The sequence below is a fragment of the Hamadaea sp. genome, assembly GCF_013362815.1.
GTDB lineage: Bacteria > Actinomycetota > Actinomycetes > Mycobacteriales > Micromonosporaceae > Hamadaea.
This window is the reverse complement of the sequence record NZ_JABFVK010000104.1, coordinates 1-17,704: the sequence shown is the minus strand read 5'-3', so window position 1 is coordinate 17,704 and position 17,704 is coordinate 1. Positions and strand designations below refer to the sequence as shown.

The window sequence follows — 17,704 nt, the reverse complement described above, 5'->3', positions numbered from 1 at the left end:
CAGCCGCCGAGCGGATCTTCCGTGTCGGCCGAACGGAATACCCCGGATTTTCCGGCATTTCGCCCAGAAGACCTGTGCCGGTCCCCACGATTGGCGCCATCGTGCCACGATGTCCGCCGTGCGCTCCCCCTCCCTCCCGCTTCGCCCGTTGACGACGGGTGAACTCCTGGACGCCGCCATGGAGGTGACCCGTGGCGCCGGCCGGGTGCTGCTGCCGCTCGCCTTCGGGCTGGCCGTCGTGGAGCAGCTGGTGATGGTGTGGGTACGCGAGACGTTCTTCGGCGGTTCGATCTTCCCCTGGATCGGCGACATCGTCGGGCCGGCCTGGCTCGGGGTGGCTCTCGGCACCGGGGTGGAGTCGGCCATCATCGCCCTGCTGGGCGTACCGGCCGCCCGGGCGGTCGCGGCGACGGCGGTCGGCGTACCGCTGCGGGCGCGTGACCTGCTTCGGCGGCGGGGCGTCGGCTCGGCGGCGCTCCTCGTGCTCCTGACCTTCGTCGTGACCTTCGTCCTCACTCTGCTGCCCCTGGGTTGGCTTCCGGCGTACCCGTTGATGGGATTGGCCGTGGCGACGTTGGTGATCGACGGAGTCGGACCACTGCGGGCCTTGGGTCGCGGCGTCAAGCTGGTGCTGAGAGTGGGCGGCCGCGCGGCCGTGATCCGCCTTCTGGGGTACGCCGCCTGGCTGTTATTGCGGCTGGGGTTCGGGTTCGGCGCCGTGAGCGCGCTCGACCTGGTCGGCATCGGCGGACCGTGGGCGGCTGCAGCCTGTTTCGCCCTGGTCAACACCGTCGCGTACGCGAACCTCGCGAGTCTGGACGCGGTGTTGCAGCTGGAGACGCGGATTCGCACCGAGGGGCTCGACATTGCGCTGGCCCGCGTGCCGGGGCCGCTGACGCCGCAGCATCTGGTGGTGACGCGATGAGCCGGAGCTGGACGGAGTTCGTCGCCGCGCTGGGCGACATCCTGTCGTTGCCGCTGATCCTGTTGATCCTGTTCGCGTTGGCCACCGTGGTCGCGTTGCTCTGGTACTTCTATCCGGCCTGGCTGCCCCGGCGTCGCCGAGGCGAACGGCGGCGGTGGCGGTTGCGCCGGCCCAAGTGGCGTCTTGGCTGGCGGCGGCCGAAGCTGCGCTGGCCCTGGCGGCGCAAGCGCAAGACCGTCACGGAGACGGTCGAGCAGCAGATCGAGGAGCTGATCGCGTCCGAGGAGGAGCTGCCTGAAGTGCCGCCCGCCGTCTATCAGACGCTGGCCGACCGGCTCGCCGCCGAAGGCCGGTACGCCGAGGCCCTGCGCGAGCGGTACCGGTCGGCCGTTCGTGACCTCGTCCAGCACGGCGTGATCGACAACCGTCCCGGGTGGACGGTGACCGAACTGGCCCGGGCGGCCGGATCGGCCCGGCCCCGGGTCGACGGTTCGCTGCGGACGGCGACTTCCCTGTTCAGCGAGGTCTGGTACGCCGAACGCCCGGCCACCGCAGCGCACGACGACCAGATGCGTACGCTCGCCGACGACGTCCACCAGGCTTTGACCGCCCCGCCGACCCAGGTGACGCCGACCGCCCCGCCGAGCTTGGTGGCACCCCGATGACGGCCGTTCTCACCGAGCCCGCACCGGCGGTCACTTCGCCGGTGAAGAAGAAGCGCCGGTGGCACCGGATCGCGATTCCGTTCGGCGTCGTGCTGGCGCTCGTCGTGGCCACGTTGGTCTTCCACCTGCTGAACGAGCCGGACACCGACGATCCCGCCTTCCTCTCCCCGGTCAGCTCGGCCGCGCTCGGCTCGGCCACCCTCGCCGACCGGCTCACCGCCAAGGGCGTACGCATAGAGCGGCAGACGCGCACCTCCGACGCGCTGCTGTCGGCGTACCAGGGGAACGCGACCTTGCTGATTCCGCTGCCCGAGCTGATGCACCGCGACTACCTGCGAATGCTGCGTTCGATGCCGTCGTCGACCCGGGTGGTCCTGATCGAGCCGGACACCGGCGTGCTCACCCGGGCCGGTGCCCCCGTCGAACAGGTCGGCCGTCGCTGGGCCACCGCTGTCGTGGCGGCCGGCGGCGGTTGCGCGATCACCGGACTGGCGAACAGCGGCTTGGCGGCGGCGCTGCATTCGGCGTACGCCCCCGTGGACGCCGGACGCTTCTGTTATGAGCAGGGCGTAGTCGAAGTCCGCTGGAACAGCACCGAGTTCCTCACCGTCGGCTCGGCCGATCCGTTCCGCAACGACCGGATCGACGAGTACGACAACTTCGGCTTCGCCCTCGGTCTCCTCGCTCAGCAGCCGAAACTCGTCTGGCTGGACGTGCACGAGACCGAACCCGGCCCGAAGGTCGACCCGAACGCGTCGCCCGGCACGGACGGCGTACCGCCTTCACTGGCCCCCGGAGGCTCCGGCTATGGCGATGGCACCGGCTCGGGTAGCGGCTCGGGCACGGGTGAGGGCAGCGGTGAAGGTTCGGGGCAGACCCAGCAGGGTTCCGGCGAGCCGTCCGGCCAGCCCCAGGGCGGCGCGGCCCAGCCTGATCCGCCGAGCCTGTTCGACGCGCTTCCGCCCTGGTTCTGGGCGACCCTGGCCGGCCTGGCCGTTCTCGTAGTGCTGCTCGCGGTCGCTGCCGCCCGGCGACTCGGCCCGCCCGTCCCCGAGCCACTGCCGTTCCGCGTACGCGGAGCCGAGACGGTGCTCGGGCGCGCCCGCCTCTACCAGCGGGCCGGGGCCATGCTGAGTGGCGCGCAGACCCTCCGGCGTACGGTCGGCCCGCAGATCGCGGTCGCCGTCGGATTGCCGCCGACCGCCGAGGCGGACGAGCTCGCCGCCGCGATCGCCGCTCAGCACGGCGGCGATCCGGCCGACTACCTGGCCGTTCTGGCCGACGACTTGCCCAAGAAGGACGCCGACCTGGTGGCGTTGGCCGCCCGGCTCGACGCCCTGCTGGCCTTGGTGACCGCACCACCCCGAGGAGAGAACCGTGGTTGAGCTGAACAGCACCGCGCCGGCCGCCGAGCCCGCCGCGCCGGTCGACACCGCCCGCGCCGCCTTCGCGCGGTTGCGCGGTGAGGTCGGCAAGGCCGTCGTCGGGCAGGACGGCACCGTCGCCGGGCTCGCGATCGCGCTGCTCTGCGGCGGGCACGTGCTGCTGGAGGGTCCGCCCGGCGTGGCCAAGACGCTGCTGGTCCGGTCGTTCGCCGCGGCGTTGTCGCTGGACTTCAAGCGGGTTCAGTTCACCCCCGACTTGATGCCCGGCGACGTCACCGGCTCGCTGATCTACGACCCGCGCGGCGCGAACTTCCAGTTCCGCGAGGGGCCGGTCTTCACCAACCTCCTGCTGGCGGACGAGATCAACCGCACGCCGCCCAAGACGCAGGCCGCGATGATGGAGGTGATGGAGGAACGGCAAGTCTCGGTCGACGGCCTCGCCCGGAAGCTGCCCGATCCCTTCCTCGTCGCGGCGACGCAGAATCCGATCGAGCACGAGGGCACCTATCCGCTGCCCGAGGCTCAGCTGGACCGGTTCCTGCTCAAGCTGACCGTCCCGCTGCCCACCCGCGATGAAGAGCTGGGTGTCGTGCGCAACCACCACCTCGGCTTCGACCCGCGGGATCTCGGCGCGGCCGGGCTCAGCCCGGTGGCAGGTGCGGGCGATCTGGCCGGCGCTCGCGACGCCGTGCGCAAGGTGACGGTTGCGGACGGCGTACTCGCGTATCTCGTGGACCTGTGCCGCGCCACGCGGGTGACGGCCAGCGTCGAGCTGGGCGCGTCGCCGCGTGGTGCGACCAGCCTGCTGAACACGGCCAAGGCCTGGGCCTGGCTGTCCGGCCGCGACTTCGTCACCCCCGACGACGTCAAGATCATGGCCCGGCCGACCCTCCGGCACCGGCTGCGGTTGCGGCCGGAGGCCGAGCTGGAAGGCGTCACCCCGGACGCGGTGCTCGACACCGTCCTCGCCGGAGTGCCGACGCCGCGATGATCACCTGGCGGCCGGCGCTGTTGTTCGGGCTGGGTCTGTCCACTGTGTGGATCTGGCCCTGGCCCTGGCTGGCCCTGCTCGGCATCGCCGGAGTGGTCGCCGCCGTCTGTGTGCTGGATGTGCTGCTCACGCCCGATCCGAGCGCGGTCCGGCTCGGCCGGTCCGGCACCAAGGTACTGCGGCTGGGCGAGACCGGCGAGGTCCAGCTCACGCTGCACAATCCCACCGGCGACGCGTACCGGCTCGACGTCCGCGACGCGTGGGCGCCGTCGACGGGCGCCACGCCCTACTCGCACCGCGTCGAGCTGCCGGAGCAGGCCACCGCGGTGGTCACGACCGCGATCGCGCCCACTCGCCGCGGTGACCGCCCAGCGGTCCGCGTCACACTCCGGTCTTACGGTCCGATGGGTTTCGCCTTCCGACAGGTACGCCACGCGCAGGCCGACGCGATGACTCCACCTTGGACGGTACGCGTACTGCCGCGGTTCGAATCGCGCAAACACTTGCCGGAGAAGCTTTCCAAGCTGCGTACGCTCGACGGGGCGACCGCGATTCGCGGGCGCGGCCAAGGCACGGAGTTCGACGCGTTGCGCGAATACGTCGTCGGCGACGACGTCCGATCGATCGACTGGCGCGCCACCGCCCGCCGCAATGACGTCGTCGTGCGTACTTGGCGGCCGGAGCGCTCCCGCCGGGTCGTCTGCGTCCTCGACACGGGCCGCACCAGCGCGGTGCGCATCGGCGACGAACCCCGCATCGAACACGCCATCGAGGCGGCGCTGCTGCTCGCCGCGGTCGCCCAGCATGCCGGCGACCAGGTGGATCTCATCGCCGCCGACGAACGGGTACGCGCCCAGGTGACCCGGTCGACCGGGCGTACGCTGCTGCCCCGGCTCGTCGACGCACTCGCTCCCCTGCATCCGGCGACCGCCGAGACCGACTTCGAACTCGTGATCAGCGAGGTTCTGCGTACCGAGCGCAAACGCAGTCTCATCGTGTTGTTCACCGCGCTGGAACCCGGTGCGCTCGGCGAAGGCCTGCTGCCGGTGCTGCCCCGGTTGGCGGCCCGGCATACCGTCCTGGTCGCGGCGCTGCACGATCCGGTCATCGGCGAACTCGTCGCGACGGCGCCGGCCGACGCCACCTCCGTCTACCGCCGGGTCGCCGGGCTCCGGGCGAAAGAGGACCGCGACCGCGTCGTCCGCTCGCTCACCCGGCACGGCGTACGGGTCCTCGACGCGCCGGCGGATGTGTTCCCCTCCCGCGTCACCGACGTCTACCTGGAGCTCAAAGCAACCGGCCGCCTCTGATGCGTTGATCATGAACCCAGGGGCGTCGACACGCCGTCGAAGCGGACCCTGGGTTCATGATCAACGGGGTCAGTCGGGGACGTCGGCGTCGAAGGACTCCGCTTCGGCGGCACGCCCCCGGATCGTGACGTACGCGAAGAAGCCGATCAGCACCAACACCCCGATCGCATCCTTGACCGGCATGGGCAGCGGTGACGGGGTGACGAACGCTTCCAGCGACGCCGCAACCGCGAAGACCGCCACCAGTCCGAGTACGCCGACCATGCCGGTGCGGGCGGCGCGGGCGATCGCGGCCGCCCGGCTGAGGTGCGGGCCGGGCGCGATGGCGGACCAGCCGATGCGCAGGCCGAGCCCGGCCGCCACGAAGATGGCGGTCATCTCCAGCAGGCCGTGCGGGGCGATGAGCCCGAAGAAGAGGTCGGCCCGGCCCCGGCTGACCATGAGGCCGCCCATCAACCCGAGGTTGAGCGCGTTCTCGAAGAGCACGTACGCCGCCGGCAGCAAGAGGATGCCTCCGGCGAACGACTGCGCCCCGACCCAGGCGTTGTTGGTCCAGACCTGCGCCGCGAAGTTGGGGGCGGCGTACGTGCTGTAGTAGCGCTCGAACTCGTCGTCCACGACGGCTTGGGCGGTGTCGTCCGACATGAGCATCGCGAGCGACTCGGGATGAGTGCCGAACCATACGCCGAAGAAGAACGCCGTCGCGACGAAGATCAGCGCGACGCTGATCCACCAGCGCCGGGCCCGGTAGACGACCAGGGGAAATCCATGGGTGAAGAAACGGCCGACCGATCGCCAGGAGAACGCCGAGCCACCGGTCACCGCCGCCCGGGCGGCGAGCACCAGCCGGGACAACCGGGCCACCAGCGAGGGATCGGGCAACCGGCTGCGGACGACCGAGAGGTGGGTGGCCGCGCGCTGGTAGAGCACCACGAGTTCGTCGGCTTCGCGGGCGGACAACCGTCGCCGCCGGCTGAGCACCTCGAGCCGCCGCCATTCGGCGGTGTGCTCGGCGACGAACGCGTCAAGATCCACTAGTTCCTCCCACCGTTGGAGTCCACAGCGTAGACTGCGGCTGCTCACTTGGCGGGACACGTGTTCTGCGCTGGGCGTACCAGATGGGGAGAAGCATGACCACGGCGATCGCCGAGCCGCTCACGGACGGCTTGGTCAGCGGCGAGGCGGTGCACCTGGACATCCGGGTGGCGCGCGCCGGATCGCGCGTGCTGGCCCTGCTCATCGACATGGTGTCGCAGTTCGCGACCTTCGTCGTGCTGGGCTTCGTCGCACTGATCGGGCTGTCCTTCTCGGGCCTGGGCGACGGCGCGCTGGGCGGCACCGCATGGGTGCTCATCATCGTGACCGTCTTCGTCGGCCATCAAGCGGTCTGGGAGACGCTGACGCAGGGTCGCACACCTGGCAAGCTCGTCATGGGACTTCGCGTCGTCCGCGACGACGGCGGCCCGATCCGGTTCCGGCACGCGGTCGTACGGGCGCTGATCGGCGCGGCGGTCGAATGGCCCGGCCTGCTGATGCCGCTGGTCACCTGGGGCGCGAGCCTCATCACGATGGCTACGAACCCGCAGAGCAAGCGGCTCGGCGACTTGGCCGCCGGAACGCTCGTCATCCACGACCGTTCCCCGGCGACCTGGGGCTGGATTCCCGTCACCCCGCCACCGCTGATGGCCTGGGCGTCGACGCTGGACCTGACCGGCCTGGACGACGAGCTGGCCCTGTCCGTACGTCATTTCCTGGCGCGGAGCCGGGAACTGCGGGAACCGTTCCGTACCAGGCTCGGCATGCGCCTGGCGGGCGAAGTGCTCGCCAAGACGAACCCGCCGCCTCCGCCGAACACTCCGGGTTGGGCGTACCTGGCTGCCGTGCTGGGCGAGCGGCATCGCCGGACCGCTGCGCGGCTGTCGGCCGCCCGGGCCGCGCACGCGACCCTTTGGCCCGAACTGTTCCCCCAGCTCACGCCAGTTGTGCAGCAACCGTGGACGGCAGCGGCTCCGTGGCCTACGGCGTACCCGACGGGTGCGCCTGCGGTGCGGCCGCCCGCTCCCCGCTAGCCCGCTTCTGGCCCGGCCTTCGGCTGCTTCTTCGGCTGCAGATCACGGTTACGCATGTGATCATGGACCGGTTTAGCCTGCATTTCCGTGATCTGCAGCCCAAAGAACGTCAGGTGAACAGGGCCCGGCCCCAGAAGTCCTGCGGTCCGGAGACGCCGGGCGGGCACGCCCACACGGCGCTTGACTCGTGCCGGATGTACTCGTTGAGCGTGTCCGACTTGGCCAGCGACCGCTGCACCGGGACGAACTGCTTACGCGGGTCCCGTTGGTACGCCATGAAGAACAGCCCGGCGTCCAGCCGTCCCAGTCCGTCCGAACCGTCCACGAAGTTATAGCCGCGCCGGAGCAGGCGTACGCCGCCGTTCTGTTCGGGGTGCGCGAGCCGGACGTGCGAGTCCATCGGAATCGCCGGTCGGCCGTCCGCGCCCGGACGGGAGAAGTCGATCTTGTCGAACTCCTTGGCGTGGCCGAGCGGAGCGCCTTCGCCCTTGTTCCGGCCGATGATCGCCTCCTGCTCGCCGAGCGAGGTGCGGTCCCAGGTCTCGATGACCATCCGGATCTTGCGGGTCACCAGGTAACTGCCGCCGGCCATCCACTCCGCACCGTCCGGGCCGGTCGCCCACAGGTGCTCGGTGAGCAGCTCGCCGTCTTCGGCCTTGAGGTTGTTCGTGCCGTCCTTGAAGCCCATCAGGTTGCGTGCGGTGGCCTGCGTACGCGACGTCGACGAGGTACGCCCGAAGCCGAGTTGCGAGTAGCGCACGGTGACCTTGCCGAAGCCGATCCGGGCCAGGTTGCGGATGGCGTGCACGGCGACCTGGGGATCGTTGGCGCAGGCCTGAATGCACAGGTCGCCGCCGGAGAGCTCCGGCTTGAGCGCGTCGCCCCGGAAGGCGGGCAGGTCGTCGAGTGCCGCCGGGCGGCGGGCCGCGAGGCCGAAGCGGTCGACCCCGTCGGCCGTCCGGAAAAGGCTCGGGCCGAAGCCGATGGTGAGGGTGAGCCCGCTGGGCGGCAGGCCGAGCGCCTCGCCGGTGTCGTCCGGTGGCGCCTCGGCGATGCCGCTGACGGCGCCGATGACGCCCGCGTCGTGTCCGGCGGTCATGCGGGCTGCGGCCGCGGTCCACTTCTGCAGCAGTTCGATGAGGTCGGCGCGGTCCTTGGTGATCACGTCGAACGCCACGAAATGCAGACGGTCCTGGGCGGGGGTGACGATCCCGGCCTGGTGCTCGCCATAGAACGCGATCCCGTCCGCCGCGGTGTCGGCCGCGGTCGCCGATTCGCCGCCGCCGCTGAGCACGGCCGCCGTCGCAGCCACCCCGGCCGCGCCCGCCACGCCGACTCCAGCGAGGGTCAGGGCCTTACGTCGCGAAACCATACCCGCCCCCGTCACTTGATCGCGCCCGCGACCTGGCTGATCGGCTCGGCCAGCGCGTTGATCACGTCCGACAGTTCCTTCAACTCGGCCTGGCTGAGCTGGTTGTGCAGCTTCCAGCCGTCGCCCGCGCGGTGCTTGCCCAGGGTGGTCTCCACTGCCTTGAACGCGGCGTCGAGCTTGGTGACCAGGTCGGGGCTGCGCTCCTCCAGCGCCGGGCGCAGGGCGGCGATGGCCGCCTTGGAGCCCTCGACGTTCGCGGCGAAGTCCCACAGATCGGTGTGCGAGTAGCGGTCCTCCTCGCCGGTGATCTTCCCGGTGGCGACCTCGTCCAGCAGCTCCTTCGCGCCGTTGGCGAGCTGAAGCGGGGACAGCTTCTCGGCGTTGGCCTTGGCGACGATCTCCTTGACGTCGGTCAGCAGCTGGTCGGCGATGGGACCGTCCTTGCTGATGTCGCCGGTGGTCCACAGGTCCTTCTCGATCCGGTGGAAACCGGTGAACGCCATGCCCTCGGCGACGACGTCCTCCCGGCCGTCGATCTTCGGGTCGAGGTCGCCGAAGATCTCCGCGACCGGTTCGATGCGCTCCCAGTAGGTGCGCGCCACGGGGAACAGCGCCTTGGCCTTGGCCACGTCGCCCGCCTTGACGGCGTTGACGAACTCCTCGGTCTTGACCAGCAGCGTGTCCGTCTGGCTCTTCACGTACCGCTGGTAACTCGTGGTGGCGTCGGCGAGCTTCTGGTCCGCGGTCAGCGGCGCGGCCGATCCGGTCACGGTGAACTTGCTGCGGATGCCGTCGCCGACCATGCCCGGCTTGCAGGCCGCCTCATAGGTGCCGGCCGGCAGCTCCACGTGCAGCTCGACCGGTACGCCCGGCAGGATGTTCTCCTTCTCGCCCATCACCCGGTCGCCGGAGGCGTAGATGTAGAACTCGTTGACCTTCGAGCCGGTGTTGCTGATCTTGAAGCTGACCGTCCCCGCCGCGCTCTCGGCCCGGGCGATCTCACAGGCGGAGTCGCTGGCCGTGACGGCGATCGGGCCGTCGGCGCCGGTCGACGCGGGCTCGTCCTTGCCGCACCCGGTCAGGCCGAACGCGGTCAGTCCCAGCAGGGCGGCCGGTACGAGAAGGTGCTTGCGCATGATTCGGTCTCTCCAGGATCAACGGGCGGACGTGGGAGCAGGCTGAGTCGGCTGCCGGTCGGCGGCGGGCCGCTTCACCCAGGTGGGCAGCAGGAAGAGGATCAGGACCGGGACGACGTAGGCGACCCAGGCCACGACCTCCAGCACGGTCGGCTCCGGGGTGATGTTGAACATCCCCGAGAGCAACGAGGCGTACCAGGTCGTGGGGTCGAGCACGCCGCTGATGTCGAACGCCTTCGTCGACAGCCCCGGCAGGACGCCGGCCTCCTGGAAGTCGTGTACGCCGTACTTGAAGATCCCGGCGGCGACGAGGATCAGCAGCAGACCGGTCCAGGTGAAGAACTTCGTGAGGTTGATCCGCAGGATGCTGGCGTACAGGCCGAAGCCGAGCGCCGCTGCGGTGAGCAGTCCGCCCGTAATGCCGACGACCGGCCAAGCGGTCGGCGACTGCTGAACGATGCCCATGAAGATGACGGCCGTCTCGACGCCCTCCCGGGCGACCGCGAGGAAGGCGACGACGACCACCGCGATCGGGCCGAGCTTGATCGCGTCGGTGAGCTGGGCTCGCAGCGTACCGGCGATCGACCGGGCGGCCTTGCGCATCCAGAAGATCATCCACGTCACGAAGACGACGGCGACGACGGAGGTGATGGCCTCGAACAACTCCCGGCCCGGCCCGGTCAGCACCTCGGAGGCGTACCCGAGGGCGAGCACGACGCCGACGGAGAGCGCAGCGGCCACGCCGACACCGGCCCAGACCAGCGGCAGCTGGCGGCGGCGGTCGGACTTGACGAGGAAGCCGACGAGGATCGTGACGACCAGCGCGGCCTCCAGCCCCTCACGCAGACCCGTGAGGTACGCCGGGAGGAAGACGTTGCCGGACATTGGCGCACTCCGGAAGATCGAGGGACGTTAGCTGAGCCTAACTTAGGGCAGCCATACCTTAAGGCCAAGGACCAGGGCCGCGTCAAGCGGGCATCGAGGAACGGCACATGAACTGCACCACACCGGACACCCCGGCGTTTTCTCCGTTTTGCTTGACATGTCCCTTACGTGGTGTGAGTCTGTAACCACGCAGCGTTAACTTGGAAGCGATATCCGGGGGCACGCGCGGGGGAACCAAACCGGGGGGATGTACGCCGGTGGTCGTCCGATCGTGGAAGGTCCACGAGCGGCTCGGCCACCGGCGTACGCATGTCCGCAGAAGATCTGTCGAACAGCTGACGAGGGCACCTGCCGCGGCGAAGTGCCCGGAGACCGGCCGGTACGCTCTGTCTCGAAGCACCGCCGGCAAGCCCGGCAACTGGTCAGCCGACCGACAGGAGTTCTGTACATGACCCGCATCCTGACCACCGGTGACTACAAGGTCGCCGACCTCTCCCTGGCCGCCTTCGGGCGCAAGGAAATCCAGCTCGCCGAGCATGAGATGCCCGGCCTGATGGCCATGCGCCGTGAGTTCGGCGAGACGAAGCCGCTGCGCGGCGCACGGATCACCGGCTCGCTGCACATGACGATCCAGACGGCCGTCCTCATCGAGACGCTCGTCGCGCTCGGCGCCGAGGTGCGCTGGGCCAGCTGCAACATCTTCTCCACACAGGACCACGCGGCGGCCGCGGTCGTCGTCGGCCCGGAGGGCACCGTCGAGCAGCCCTCTGGTGTGCCGGTCTACGCCTGGAAGGGCGAGACGCTGGAGGAGTACTGGTGGTGCACCGAGCAGATTCTGCTCTGGCCGGGCGGTGAGGGCCCGAACATGATCCTGGACGACGGTGGCGACGCCACCCTGCTCGTCCACAAGGGAGCGCAGTTCGAGGCGGCCGGCGCGGTCCCGTCGCCCGACACCGCGGACTCCGAGGAGTACGCGATCATCCTCAAGGTGCTGCAGCGGTCGCTCACCGAGGATGCCAAGCGCTGGACGACGGTCGCCGGGCAGATCAAGGGCGTCACCGAGGAGACCACCACCGGTGTGCACCGCCTCTACGAGATGCAGGCCGCCGGCACGCTGCTCTTCCCGGCGATCAACGTCAACGACTCGGTCACCAAGAGCAAGTTCGACAACAAGTACGGCTGCCGCCACTCGCTGATCGACGGCATCAACCGCGCCACCGACGTCTTGATCGGCGGCAAGGTCGCGGTCATCGCGGGCTACGGCGACGTCGGCAAGGGCTGCGCCGAGTCGCTGCGCGGCCAGGGCGCCCGGGTCATCGTCACCGAGGTCGACCCGATCTGCGCCCTGCAGGCCGCGATGGACGGCTACCAGGTCGCCACGCTCGAGGACGTCGTGTCCACTGCGGACATCTTCGTCACCTCGACCGGGTGCAAGGACGTCATCACCGCCGATCACATGGCGCAGATGAAGCACAACGCGATCGTCGGCAACATCGGTCACTTCGACAACGAGATCGACATGGCCGGCCTCGCGAAGCTCCCGGGCATCAAGAAGATCAACATCAAGCCGCAGGTCGACGAGTGGGTCTTCGCCGACGGGCACTCGATCATCGTGCTGTCCGAGGGCCGCCTGCTGAACCTGGGCAACGCGACCGGTCACCCGAGCTTCGTGATGAGCAACAGCTTCACGAACCAGACCATCGCGCAGATCGAGCTCTTCACCAAGACCGACCAGTACCCGATCGGCGTCTACGTGCTGCCCAAGCACCTGGACGAGAAGGTCGCCCGCCTGCACCTGGACGCGCTGGGCGTCAGGCTCACCCAGCTCACCAAGGACCAGGCCGACTACCTGGGCGTACCGGTGGAAGGCCCGTACAAGGCCGACCACTACCGGTACTAATCCACAGTAGCCAGATAAACCTCTCCGACGCCGGTCAGCTCCAGCTGGCCGGCGTCGGCGTTTCCGAAGGCCGCGTACCCGGGCTTCAGGTCCACGCTGCCGTCCCGGTCCGCGGCGACGATCTCTCCGCGCAAGCACAAGAGGGTACGCGGACCGACCGGATCGAGTCTCACCACTCCCCCGCTCAGGCTGACCCGGCGCAGCGCGAAGTCCTCGATCGGCACCGGCCAGGTGTCGACGGACCACCCCTCGCCCTCGTCCAGCCGGACGGGACGCAGCACCGGATCGGTCAGCGGCTCGAAGACGAGCACCCGCAACAGTTCGGGGACGTCGACGTGCTTGGGCGTCAGACCGCCACGCAGCACGTTGTCACTGGCCGCCATGATCTCGACGCCGGTCCCCCGCAGGTAGGCGTGGAGATTCCCGGCGGGCATCCAGATGCCTTCACCGGACCGGAGCGTGACGAAGTTCAGCAGCAACGCGACCACCACACCGACGTCACCGGGGTAATACGCGGCCAACCGGCGGGCGACGACGTACTCAGGGCGCTCGCCGGCGGCGGCGAGGACGTCGGCCACGAGTCCGGCCCGGTCCGGCTCCGGCCACGTCAGCAACTGCTCGACCGCCGAGCGGAGATCGCCGGCCGCCAGTGTGCGTACAACTTGATCCAGCTTGGCGACCTGAAGCCCAGCGAGCCGGGCGGCGCCGACGGCAGTCGGCTGGAAGCCGCACAGGGCGTCGAAGTCCGTGGCCGCGACCAGCAGTTCCGGTTTGTGATTGGCGTCCACATAGCTCGGATGCCCGGCCGCGAACGCCGCCTGCGCCGTGGCGAGATCCGGATGGGCCTGGAGGGACAGCGGCCGTTCCGCGGCGAGCACCTTGAGCAGGTAGGGCAGGCGCGGACCGAACTTGTCCAGGGCCAGGCCCAGCGTGGCGTCCGGCTCGGCCGCGATGGCCTCGTCGAGACCGCGACCGTCAGGCAGCCGGGCCGGGGCGCTGGGGTGCGCCCCCACCCACAGCTCGGCTTCCGGACCGGCGCTGGGTGCGGACCGGCCCTGCAACTCGGCGAGGGCGGTACGCGAACCCCAGGCGTAGGGCTGGATGGGGCTGGTGAGGGGGCGCATGCGGCTACTCGGCGCGTTCGGCGTGGTAGATGTCGGGCTCGAGGTAGATGACCCGGGCGATCGGGACCGCCTCGCGGACGCGCTTCTCGATGGCGTCGATGCCCTCCGCGATGTGGTCCGCCGAGTCCTCGTGCCGGATCGCGATCTTCGCCGCGACCAGCAACTCCTCGGGACCCAAGTGCAGCGTACGCATGTGGATGATCCGCTCGGCCTCGTCGCCGGCCAGGATGGCGCGCTCGATGGCGGCGACGTCGGTGTCGGTCGCGGACTCGCCGAGCAGCAGGCTCTTGGTCTCCACCGCGAGCACCACCGCGATCGCCACCAGCAGCACGCCGATCATCGCGGTGCCGACGGCGTCCCACTTGCCGTTGTCGGTCAGCAGCGTCATCGAGACGCCGAAGAGGGCGAAGATCAGACCGATCAGCGCGCCCAGGTCCTCCAGCAGGATCACCGGCAGCTCGGGGGCCTTCGCGCGGCGGATGAACTGGACCCAGCCGACCTTGCCCCGGATGAGGTTCGACTCCTTGATCGCCGTCCGGAAGGACATGCTCTCGAGGATGATCGAGACGATCAGGACGGTGACCGGCAGCCACGCCCACGACGTGATCGGGTGCGGATCGTGCCACTTGTGGTACGCCTCGTACAGCGCGAACAGGCCGCCGACGCTGAACAGCACGATCGAGACGATGAAGCTGTAGATGTAGCGTTCGCGCCCGTAGCCGAACGGGTGCTGGGGCGTGGCGGCGCGCTGAGCGCGCTTCCCGCCGAACAACAGCAGCACCTGGTTGCCTGAGTCGGCGACCGAGTGGATCGCCTCCGCCAGCATCGACGACGACCCGCTCAGTGCCGCCGCGATGAACTTCGTGGTCGCGATGCCCAGATTCGCGGCCAGCGCCGCCACGACCGCTTTGGTGCCTCCACCAGCGCTCACGCTTGCTTCATTCCCTCTCTTGCCTCGGCCTCGCCCGCGCGCCGTCCCCCACTTGGCGCTGCCGTTCGCGGCAGCGCCGTTCGCGGCAGATCAGGGTTCAGTGTCGAATCTTCATGCAAGATTCGGCCGGGAACCATGATCCAGTGCCGTGGGTGCGGGCCGCGCGGCGGGGTGCTCAGCCGCGCAGCTTTTCCTTCAGTTCGGTGACGGCCGGCACCGCCATCGGGTCGAGCCCGTGCGCCAGGCTCAGGTAGATCGAGGCGAAGTCGGGCACCGCCACCAGCGAGGCGAACCGCTCCAGCACCGAGCCGCCCTCCGCGGTGAGCAGCGTCCAGCGGATGCCCCGGCGCTCGCAGATCTCCTGGACCGCCTCGATGCGGCGCTCCTCGACCCCGGCCGGCGCGCTGATCTCGTCGTCGGCCAGCCCGCCGTCCTGCAACAGGGTGACCGAGAGGCGGCTGCTCGCCTCCTCTTCGTCGTCCGGATCGGCGAAGATGTCGCGCTGCGATTCCGCGAGCGCGCCGAAGTAGCCGTCCAGCAGACCGACCCGGCCTCGGCCGGCTTCGCCGAGTTCGCCGGTGACCACGGGATAGCGCGCGTTCGCCGACAAGGTGTCGCCGAAGCGGCGGGCCGCCATCGTGGCCAGCGGAGACGAGCCCCAGACGATCGGCACCGAGCCGGCCAGCGACAACGCCATCGCCTTGGCCGGGTTCACGAAGCTCTCCGCCGCCGGGCGGCACCGGTCGGCGTCGGCGTCCAACCGGGAGGCGGTCTCGGCGAGATCCGCTTCGGTGATCTTCACCAGGCCGAGCGCCCGCGCCGCGAGCAGCACCGGAACGGTCAACGCCCAGAGGCTGGCCCGCGCGGGCGCGCGCCGTGGCACCGGGACGAACGGCGATCGGCCCCGTTCGGCGACCGATTGCAGCGGCGAGTCGGGCGCACCGATCGCGACGAGACGCGCGCCCCGTCGGGTGGCCGCTTCCGCCGCCGCGAGCGCTTCCGGGGACCGGCCGCTGGCGGACACCGCGATCACGACGTCGGCCGCGCCGACCCAGCCCGGTACGCCGGAGCTGCGATGCGCCAGCACCGGCACCGGACACCGGGGTCCGGCGACGGTGGCGAGCACGTCACCACTGCGGGCGGCGGTCCCGGCCCCGGCGATGACGATCGCGCGCGGGCGACCCTCGTCGGCCAGCTGAGCCAGGTTGACCTCGGCCGTCAGCGCGGTCGCCTCGCGTACCTGCGCACCGGCTCCGGCCGTCGCCCGCATCATGCCGCCCGGGTCGTTGGCCTCGACCGCGGCGACGTCGTCCAGCAGCGCCTCGTCGAGGTGCCGATGCCCGCGTACGCCGGCGGAGCCGTCTATCGGAGCGCCCATCCCTCAGATCACCTCGTCGAGCAGCAATACCGGGAGACCGTCGCGAACCGGGAAGACCCGGCCGCACGACGTGCAGGTCAACGTCTGGGCCGCCGCGTCGTAGTCGAGCGGGGCGTGATCGGGCGCCGGGCAGGCCAGCACCTCGAGCAGCTGGGGGTCGAGTGCCGAGTCGTTGGACATGGGCAGAGCCTACCCGCGCACGATCGTCAGGACGTCGTCACGGAGCTCCGCGACGCGCTCGGCGGTGGGCGCTTCGACGTTCAGCCGGAGCAGCGGCTCGGTGTTGGACGGGCGCAGGTTGATCCAGCTGCCGTCGGCGAAGCTCACCGTCAGCCCGTCCAACTCGTCCTGCTCCTGGTCGGCGTACGCCTGCCTGACCTCGTCGAGCTTCGCCCGCTGATCGGTGACGGTGGAGTTGATCTCGCCGGAGGCGGCGTACCGCTCGTATCGGGCGGCCAGCTCCTTCAGCGGCTTGTCCTGCTCCCCCAGCGCAGCCAGCACATGCATCGCGGCCAGCATGCCGGTGTCGGCCCCCCAGAAGTCCTGGAAGTAGTAGTGCGCCGAGTGCTCGCCACCGAAGATGGCGTTCGTCTTGGCCATCTCCGCCTTGATGAACGAATGCCCCACCCGCGTACGCACCGGGACCCCGCCGTTCTCGGTCACGATCTCGGGCACCGCCCGGGAGGTGATGAGGTTGTGGATGATCGTGCCGCCCGGGTGCTTGGCGAGTTCCCGCGTCGCGACGAGAGCGGTGATCGCGCTCGGCGACACCGGATCGCCGTCGGCGTCCACGACGAAGCAGCGGTCGGCGTCGCCGTCGAAGGCCAGCCCGAGGTCGGCGCCGTGCTTCACGACCGCCGCCTGCAGGTCGACGATGTTCTTCGGCTCCAGCGGGTTGGCCTCGTGATTCGGGAAGGAGCCGTCCAGCTCGAAGTACATCGGGATGATGTCGAGCGGCAGCGCCGGCAGCACCGTGTCCCCGAGCACCGCCGGGACGGTGAACCCGCCCATGCCGTTGCCTGCGTCGACGACGACCTTCAGCGGGCGGATGCCGGACAGGTCGACCAGGCCGCGCAGATGTTCGGCGTACGCCGAAAGCAGATCCCGCTCCTCGTAGCCGCCGATCAGGGTGGACACCGCCGGCCCGCCGTCGTCCAGCAGATCCTGCGCGATCTCCCTGATCCGGGCGAGACCCGACTCCTGCCCGACCGGCTTCGCCCCGGCGTAGCAGTGCTTGATCCCGTTGTACTGAGCCGGATTGTGGCTCGCCGTGAACATCGCACCGGGCAGGTCGAGCACGCCCGAGGCGTAGTAGAGCTCGTCGGTCGAGCACAGGCCGACGTTGACGACGTCGAGGCCCTCCGACCGGATGCCTTCGGCGTACGCCGAGACCAGGCCGGGCCCGGATTCGCGCATGTCATGGGCGAGCACGACGGCAGTCGCCCCCGTGCCCTGCTCGGTCAGCACCCGGGCGAACGCGACGCCGACAGCGCGCGCCACATCCTCGTTCAGCTGATCGGGGACGGTGCCCCGGACGTCATAGGCCTTGATGATCGCCGAAAGATCCGTCACGACAAGCAAGCCTAGTCAGTGACCACCGCCGGCTCGGCCTCGACCCACGGCGCTCCCGCCA

Annotated in this window: 16 protein-coding genes; 7 read left to right on the top strand and 9 right to left on the bottom strand. The window is 70.1% G+C overall.

Going from position 1 to position 17,704, the window contains the following annotated elements; translation table 11 throughout:
- Positions 1-118 precede the first annotated feature (118 nt).
- From HOV77_RS32670 to HOV77_RS32650, 5 genes are read left to right on the top strand one after another with little or no spacing between them, the layout of a single operon-like run.
- Positions 119-925 carry a hypothetical protein gene (locus tag HOV77_RS32670; protein ID WP_290869589.1) on the top strand — a complete coding sequence of 269 codons (807 nt, stop codon included), beginning with the start codon at positions 119-121 and terminating at the stop codon, positions 923-925.
- The gene (locus HOV77_RS32665; RefSeq protein WP_290869587.1) at positions 922-1,590 is read left to right on the top strand and encodes a DUF4129 domain-containing protein; all 669 of its coding nucleotides are present in this window, start codon (positions 922-924) and stop codon (positions 1,588-1,590) included. The genes HOV77_RS32670 and HOV77_RS32665 overlap by 4 nt, the downstream gene beginning before the upstream one ends.
- The gene (locus tag HOV77_RS32660; RefSeq protein ID WP_290869584.1) at positions 1,587-2,975 is read left to right on the top strand and encodes a DUF4350 domain-containing protein; all 1,389 of its coding nucleotides are present in this window, start codon (positions 1,587-1,589) and stop codon (positions 2,973-2,975) included. Before HOV77_RS32665 ends, HOV77_RS32660 begins: the two co-directional genes overlap by 4 nt.
- Positions 2,968-3,966, top strand: a complete 999-nt coding sequence (locus HOV77_RS32655) for a MoxR family ATPase (protein WP_290869581.1) — start codon at positions 2,968-2,970, stop codon at positions 3,964-3,966. Before HOV77_RS32660 ends, HOV77_RS32655 begins: the two co-directional genes overlap by 8 nt.
- Complete coding sequence (locus HOV77_RS32650) at positions 3,963-5,276, top strand: DUF58 domain-containing protein (protein ID WP_290869579.1); 1,314 nt, start codon at positions 3,963-3,965, stop codon at positions 5,274-5,276. Before HOV77_RS32655 ends, HOV77_RS32650 begins: the two co-directional genes overlap by 4 nt.
- 69 nt (positions 5,277-5,345) lie before the next feature.
- Here the strand turns inward: HOV77_RS32650 and HOV77_RS32645 are convergent, their stop codons facing one another.
- The gene (locus tag HOV77_RS32645) at positions 5,346-6,311 is read right to left on the bottom strand and encodes a stage II sporulation protein M (RefSeq protein WP_290869576.1); all 966 of its coding nucleotides are present in this window, start codon (positions 6,309-6,311) and stop codon (positions 5,346-5,348) included.
- 95 nt (positions 6,312-6,406) lie between these two features.
- On the opposite strand from HOV77_RS32645, the gene HOV77_RS32640 reads away from it, so the two are divergent.
- The gene (locus tag HOV77_RS32640; protein WP_290869573.1) at positions 6,407-7,345 is read left to right on the top strand and encodes an RDD family protein; all 939 of its coding nucleotides are present in this window, start codon (positions 6,407-6,409) and stop codon (positions 7,343-7,345) included.
- A gap of 109 nt (positions 7,346-7,454) precedes the next feature.
- Here HOV77_RS32640 and efeB read toward each other — a convergent pair whose 3' ends face one another.
- The 3 genes from efeB to efeU are packed head-to-tail and all read right to left on the bottom strand — an operon-like array spanning position 7,455 to position 10,738.
- Positions 7,455-8,717 (bottom strand): iron uptake transporter deferrochelatase/peroxidase subunit, encoded by a 1,263-nt coding sequence (gene efeB, locus HOV77_RS32635; protein ID WP_290869570.1) that lies wholly within the window; start codon positions 8,715-8,717, stop codon positions 7,455-7,457.
- A gap of 11 nt (positions 8,718-8,728) precedes the next feature.
- Positions 8,729-9,853 carry an iron uptake system protein EfeO gene (gene efeO / locus HOV77_RS32630; RefSeq protein ID WP_290869567.1) on the bottom strand — a complete coding sequence of 375 codons (1,125 nt, stop codon included), beginning with the start codon at positions 9,851-9,853 and terminating at the stop codon, positions 8,729-8,731.
- Between the two features lie 18 nt (positions 9,854-9,871).
- A complete protein-coding gene (gene efeU / locus HOV77_RS32625; RefSeq protein ID WP_290869565.1) occupies positions 9,872-10,738 on the bottom strand; it encodes an iron uptake transporter permease EfeU in 867 nt (288 codons plus the stop codon).
- 448 nt (positions 10,739-11,186) lie between these two features.
- On the opposite strand from efeU, the gene ahcY reads away from it, so the two are divergent.
- The gene (gene ahcY, locus HOV77_RS32620; RefSeq protein ID WP_290869563.1) at positions 11,187-12,638 is read left to right on the top strand and encodes an adenosylhomocysteinase; all 1,452 of its coding nucleotides are present in this window, start codon (positions 11,187-11,189) and stop codon (positions 12,636-12,638) included.
- On the opposite strand, the gene manA is transcribed toward ahcY, so the two are convergent.
- From manA to HOV77_RS32595, 5 genes are all read right to left on the bottom strand, one after another.
- Complete coding sequence (gene manA / locus HOV77_RS32615) at positions 12,635-13,762, bottom strand: mannose-6-phosphate isomerase, class I (RefSeq protein WP_290869561.1); 1,128 nt, start codon at positions 13,760-13,762, stop codon at positions 12,635-12,637. The two genes, ahcY and manA, sit on opposite strands and share 4 nt — an antisense overlap.
- Before the next feature lie 4 nt (positions 13,763-13,766).
- The gene (locus HOV77_RS32610; RefSeq protein ID WP_290869559.1) at positions 13,767-14,693 is read right to left on the bottom strand and encodes a cation diffusion facilitator family transporter; all 927 of its coding nucleotides are present in this window, start codon (positions 14,691-14,693) and stop codon (positions 13,767-13,769) included.
- Positions 14,694-14,868: 175 nt separating this feature from the next.
- On the bottom strand, positions 14,869-16,071 hold the full coding sequence (locus HOV77_RS32605; protein ID WP_290869556.1) for an SIS domain-containing protein: 1,203 nt from the start codon (positions 16,069-16,071) through the stop codon (positions 14,869-14,871).
- A 3-nt stretch (positions 16,072-16,074) separates the two neighbouring features.
- Positions 16,075-16,251, bottom strand: a complete 177-nt coding sequence (locus HOV77_RS32600; protein ID WP_290869553.1) for a Trm112 family protein — start codon at positions 16,249-16,251, stop codon at positions 16,075-16,077.
- A gap of 9 nt (positions 16,252-16,260) precedes the next feature.
- Positions 16,261-17,643, bottom strand: coding sequence for a phosphomannomutase/phosphoglucomutase (locus HOV77_RS32595; RefSeq protein ID WP_290869550.1), 1,383 nt, complete (start codon positions 17,641-17,643; stop codon positions 16,261-16,263).
- Between the last annotated feature and the right edge of the window lie 61 nt (positions 17,644-17,704).

What these genes read in the sequence shown, in the direction of transcription:
- HOV77_RS32665 (WP_290869587.1), top strand. Translation starts at nt 922, where the DNA reads ATGAGCCGGAGCTGGACGGAGTTCGTCGCCGCGCTGGGCGACATCCTG.
- HOV77_RS32660 (WP_290869584.1), top strand. Translation starts at nt 1,587, where the DNA reads ATGACGGCCGTTCTCACCGAGCCCGCACCGGCGGTCACTTCGCCGGTG.
- HOV77_RS32650 (WP_290869579.1), top strand. Translation starts at nt 3,963, where the DNA reads ATGATCACCTGGCGGCCGGCGCTGTTGTTCGGGCTGGGTCTGTCCACT.
- HOV77_RS32640 (WP_290869573.1), top strand. Translation starts at nt 6,407, where the DNA reads ATGACCACGGCGATCGCCGAGCCGCTCACGGACGGCTTGGTCAGCGGC.
- efeB (WP_290869570.1), bottom strand. Translation starts at nt 8,717, where the DNA reads ATGGTTTCGCGACGTAAGGCCCTGACCCTCGCTGGAGTCGGCGTGGCG.
- efeO (WP_290869567.1), bottom strand. Translation starts at nt 9,853, where the DNA reads ATGCGCAAGCACCTTCTCGTACCGGCCGCCCTGCTGGGACTGACCGCG.
- efeU (WP_290869565.1), bottom strand. Translation starts at nt 10,738, where the DNA reads ATGTCCGGCAACGTCTTCCTCCCGGCGTACCTCACGGGTCTGCGTGAG.
- ahcY (WP_290869563.1), top strand. Translation starts at nt 11,187, where the DNA reads ATGACCCGCATCCTGACCACCGGTGACTACAAGGTCGCCGACCTCTCC.
- manA (WP_290869561.1), bottom strand. Translation starts at nt 13,762, where the DNA reads ATGCGCCCCCTCACCAGCCCCATCCAGCCCTACGCCTGGGGTTCGCGT.
- HOV77_RS32605 (WP_290869556.1), bottom strand. Translation starts at nt 16,071, where the DNA reads ATGGGCGCTCCGATAGACGGCTCCGCCGGCGTACGCGGGCATCGGCAC.
- HOV77_RS32600 (WP_290869553.1), bottom strand. Translation starts at nt 16,251, where the DNA reads ATGTCCAACGACTCGGCACTCGACCCCCAGCTGCTCGAGGTGCTGGCC.